The sequence below is a fragment of the Psychrosphaera haliotis genome, assembly GCF_039523615.1.
GTDB lineage: Bacteria > Pseudomonadota > Gammaproteobacteria > Enterobacterales > Alteromonadaceae > Psychrosphaera > Psychrosphaera haliotis.
On sequence record NZ_BAAAFQ010000020.1, the window covers coordinates 1 to 4,010 of the forward strand.

General features: G+C 38.5%; 4 protein-coding genes and 4 tRNA genes. All 8 read right to left on the reverse strand.

The window, feature by feature from the left end:
* Positions 1 to 181: GTP-binding protein (locus ABD009_RS14145; RefSeq protein WP_343825760.1), on the reverse strand; the 181-nt coding region annotated here is incomplete at its 3' end.
* Positions 182 to 266: 85 nt separating this feature from the next.
* Positions 267 to 342, reverse strand: a tRNA-Thr gene (locus tag ABD009_RS14150).
* A gap of 10 nt (positions 343 to 352) precedes the next feature.
* A tRNA-Gly gene (locus ABD009_RS14155) sits at positions 353 to 426 on the reverse strand.
* A gap of 82 nt (positions 427 to 508) precedes the next feature.
* Positions 509 to 593, reverse strand: a tRNA-Tyr gene (locus ABD009_RS14160).
* Positions 594 to 609: 16 nt separating this feature from the next.
* Positions 610 to 685: transfer RNA gene (locus tag ABD009_RS14165), tRNA-Thr, on the reverse strand.
* A 140-nt stretch (positions 686 to 825) separates the two neighbouring features.
* Positions 826 to 1,527, reverse strand: coding sequence for a type III pantothenate kinase (locus tag ABD009_RS14170; protein ID WP_343826506.1), 702 nt, complete (start codon positions 1,525 to 1,527; stop codon positions 826 to 828).
* Positions 1,524 to 2,513, reverse strand: a complete 990-nt coding sequence (birA, locus tag ABD009_RS14175; protein WP_343826508.1) for a bifunctional biotin--[acetyl-CoA-carboxylase] ligase/biotin operon repressor BirA — start codon at positions 2,511 to 2,513, stop codon at positions 1,524 to 1,526. The genes ABD009_RS14170 and birA overlap by 4 nt, the downstream gene beginning before the upstream one ends.
* The gene (gene murB / locus ABD009_RS14180; RefSeq protein ID WP_343826510.1) at positions 2,503 to 3,522 is read right to left on the reverse strand and encodes a UDP-N-acetylmuramate dehydrogenase; all 1,020 of its coding nucleotides are present in this window, start codon (positions 3,520 to 3,522) and stop codon (positions 2,503 to 2,505) included. The genes birA and murB overlap by 11 nt, the downstream gene beginning before the upstream one ends.
* Positions 3,523 to 4,010: the final 488 nt, after the last annotated feature.

Consider the following 4,010-nt stretch of genomic DNA (forward strand, 5'->3'; position numbering starts at 1 on the left):
TACCACGCTCACGCTCTTCTGGAGCATTATCGATTTGTGCGAAATCGCGAGACTCACCACCGTAAGTTTTAGAAAGAACTGCAGAGATTGCAGCTGTTAATGTAGTTTTACCGTGGTCAACGTGACCAATTGTACCAACGTTAACGTGCGGTTTAGTACGTTCAAACTTTTCTCTTGCCATTTTCAGACCTACTTGAGTTTATTAAAATAATACGCAATACGCGTGGTTTCTAAATTTAAAAAGTTTGGGCAGGGAATTATAGATATGGTGCTGATAGGCAGATTTGAACTGCCGACCTCACCCTTACCAAGGGTGCGCTCTACCAACTGAGCTATATCAGCAAAAAATAATTGGAGCGGACGGCGGGAATCGAACCCGCGTTATTAGCTTGGAAGGCTAGAGTAATACCATTATACGACGTCCGCTTTGTTCAATTTCCCGCACAAAGCACAAAAGGTCGCGAGCCGACCTTAAATATCAAGGTTAAACCTTAATAAGAGAATTAGATGGTGGAGGGAGGTGGATTCGAACCACCGAAGGTAGAACCGTCAGATTTACAGTCTGATCCCTTTGGCCACTCGGGAACCCCTCCACACTTTTTTATTTGATGGTGCCGGCTGCCGGAATCGAACTGGCGACCTACTGATTACAAGTCAGTTGCTCTACCAACTGAGCTAAGCCGGCACTGCATCAAGTGGTGCGAATTCTATGGCAAGAGGTTTGATTGTGCAAGCCTAAAAACGCTTTTTTTTAAGTTTTTTGTTTGTTTGATTATGTTTTAAACAAAAAGGATACTTATCGTTTATTTAGTATACTTTTGTTTGTTACTTTGTGTATTCCGACAATCCATGAAAAATTAAATCAGGCTCTAACGCATGTTCAATTAACAACCTTTTAGACAAGGTTTGTGCATCTCCACCTGTAAGCAACACCATAATATTTTGACTGTTGTAATCCGATTTAAGTAAATTGACCGCTTTTTCTATACTTCCAATTAATGTTAAAATACAACCGTTTTCCAACGCCGATGGAGTATCGGTGCCAAATTCTTCGATTGCGCTCTCATTGCTAGAAAATACTAGAGGAGCCTTTTGTTCAATTGACTGCTTCATTAATGATAGACCTGGCACAATCCAACCACCTAAATGGTTCTGACTGTCTACTATAGCGTCTATCGTCATCGCGGTGCCAGCATCAACAATTACTAAATTGCGGTTAGGGTATAAACGACATGCACCTATTACAGCTACCCATCTATCTATCCCTAAGTTTTTTATATTATTATAACCACAAGTAACACCGCTGTGCTCTTTACTAACTGACGCAACAATAAATGGCTTACCAAAGTTTATAAAGTTAGTTTTTATATTATCAATAACATCATATTCTTTAACTTTAGATACAATAACCGCCTCTATGTTAGCTAACTGGGATAAAGCGTCTTCTTCAGAGACCCTTAAAATCTTTTGTTGGCTTTCTAAAGCAAACTTAATGGAAGTATTTCCAGCATCTACTAATAAATTCATTGATTGGCCGCTCGTAAACTTACTTCTCCGCCGATAGCTTTGAATACTGTGTTAGTTAAATTATCGTTAACAAGCAATGCTCCGGTGGAGTCTATGCCTAGGCATGTCCCTTCACGAACATTTCGCCCACTGATTACTTTTACGCCTTTATCTTTATATGCATTCATTTTATTCCACGTATCATATAAAGCATCTAATCGAGTCTCTCTAAAAGTACACATGATAATGTCAATTTCTGACAGCAAGTAGGTAAGGAAGAGGTTTCTATCCATCGGCTTGTCAACATTTGAGTTTATATCTGTCCAAGGCTGATCAATTTTGAGGGAGGAGTCCTTTGGCATTTGTATGTTAATGCCTATCCCAATTATCAGATGACACATCCCATCACTCTGCCCTTCAGCTTCTATTAACACACCGGCAATTTTTTTATTATCTACAAGTACATCATTCGGCCATTTTAACTTCGCTTTATTGCCCACAAATCGATTAATGGAGTTTGCCACTGCAATACCAATTGCCAAACTTAAACCAGAAGCCTCGGAAAGCCCCAAACTAGTTTGGTAATAACGAGACATATAAATATGACTACCAAAAGGACTTACCCACGCACGACCTCTTCGGCCTCTCCCATCCGTCTGGCATTCAGCAACTACCGTATGACCATTAATCAAGTTCTTATTTTCGCGTAATGATCTAATTAAATAGGCGTTTGTGGAATCGATAACATGATGCAGTTCTATGGGGTTATTAGCTATGTAACCCTCTTTAATAGTTTCAAGATCAAGCAGGGATAGTTTCTCAGAGAGGCGATAACCTTTCCCTTTTACAGAGTAAATATCTAAACCTAGCTCTTTGATAACTTTAATGTGCTTAGCTATAGCACTGCGAGTTACACTCATTGAGTCAGCAAGTTCTTGTCCTGATACGAATTGGCCTGCTGATAATTCATTTATGATATGTAGCTTAATATCGGACTCAGGTGTCATGTTGTGCACTTATGGTCGTTTCGCCTGAACGCTCAAACATTCTTACTTCTGGTTCTAGTGTAATTCCAAACTTATAAAAAACTGTCTTTATTATAGCTTGTGTTGCTTGTAGTAGGTCGTGACCTTTCGCCTTGCCATTTAGGTTTGTAAGTACTAACGCTTGTGCTGGGTTGACACCAACTTCTCCAAACGATGTTCCTTTTAATCCTGCTTGATCGATAAGCCAACCTGCAGCGACTTTCACATTATTTTTGCCAATGGGATAAGAAGGTAATTCAGGAAACTCTTGATTCAATATTTCCACCCTTTCTTTGTCAATTATAGGGTTTTTAAAGAAGCTGCCAGCGTTACCAAGCTTGGTTGGATCAGGTAATTTATTTGCTCTAACTTCACATACTTTATTGAATATATCTAAAGGGTTGGGATTAATTATCGAGTTTAATTCTCCATAAGTAGTAACAGGTGTCCACTTTTTTGGAACCTCAAAAGTTACCCTGGTTATTATGCTACTTTTAGACAACTCATTTTTAAAAATACTATCTCTATAACCAAAGTTACATTTGTTTTTTAAAAGGGTTTCAAAATTACCTGTTTTTAAATTTAGATATTCAACTTCCTTTATAAACCTTTCTACTTCGACACCGTAAGCACCAATATTTTGAACTGGTGATGCTCCTACTGTTCCTGGTATTAAACCAAGATTTTCAAATCCATTAATATTGTGATCAAGACACCATACAACAAACTCGTGCCAATTTTCACCGGAATTGACTTTGACTATATAAGCGTCATTTGTTTCTTCTAGTGTTTTACCATAAAAACGATTAATAAAAACTGGAATACTGATGTCTTCTAAAAAAACTACATTACTGCCAGAACCCAATAGGATGAAATCAGTATTTAATGCTAAACCCACCAGTTCTTGAAAATCAGAAGGTGTTGCAAGATAGGAAATAGATTCGGCTGTATGATTCAAGCCAAAAGTATGTAGGGGTTTAAGTGAACTCAATCTAAAAACCAGGTAGTGATAATTTTATATAATTTAACATTATAGATTGATTTACTCACTAAAAATGAGGTGTAGAAATTAGATTTAGATCTCAAAAGGTTTTATTTAAAGATTAAATTTATCTGAAATAACTACTTAATTACCCCTCAAGGAGCAGCGATGGACATAAGTCTAAGTGTCATTATCCCATAGGTGGTTATGAAAGACAGAGCGAACCGCAGACGGAAAACAGGATGCTCAAGTGCTGCGAAGGCAAGGATGCCTTAGAGTAGCCACATTAGTATGCGTTGTCATTGATTTTTCTGAATTCCAAACGTAAAAAAGCCCGCTATCATACGATAACGGGCTTCTTCGAATGGGGGCCTGGCGGTCGACTGCATGGATGCAGTCGGTTGATTGCGTCGGGAACGAGCAATCTAGAGCGTTAGCGAGCCGCCAAGGATAAATATAAAACGGAGGCAATAAAAAACCCCTCGCACAACGTGCAA

Coding starts and splice junctions, on each gene's coding strand:
- birA (WP_343826508.1), bottom strand. CDS start 2,513: ATGACACCTGAGTCCGATATTAAGCTACATATCATAAATGAATTATCA.
- ABD009_RS14170 (WP_343826506.1), bottom strand. CDS start 1,527: ATGAATTTATTAGTAGATGCTGGAAATACTTCCATTAAGTTTGCTTTA.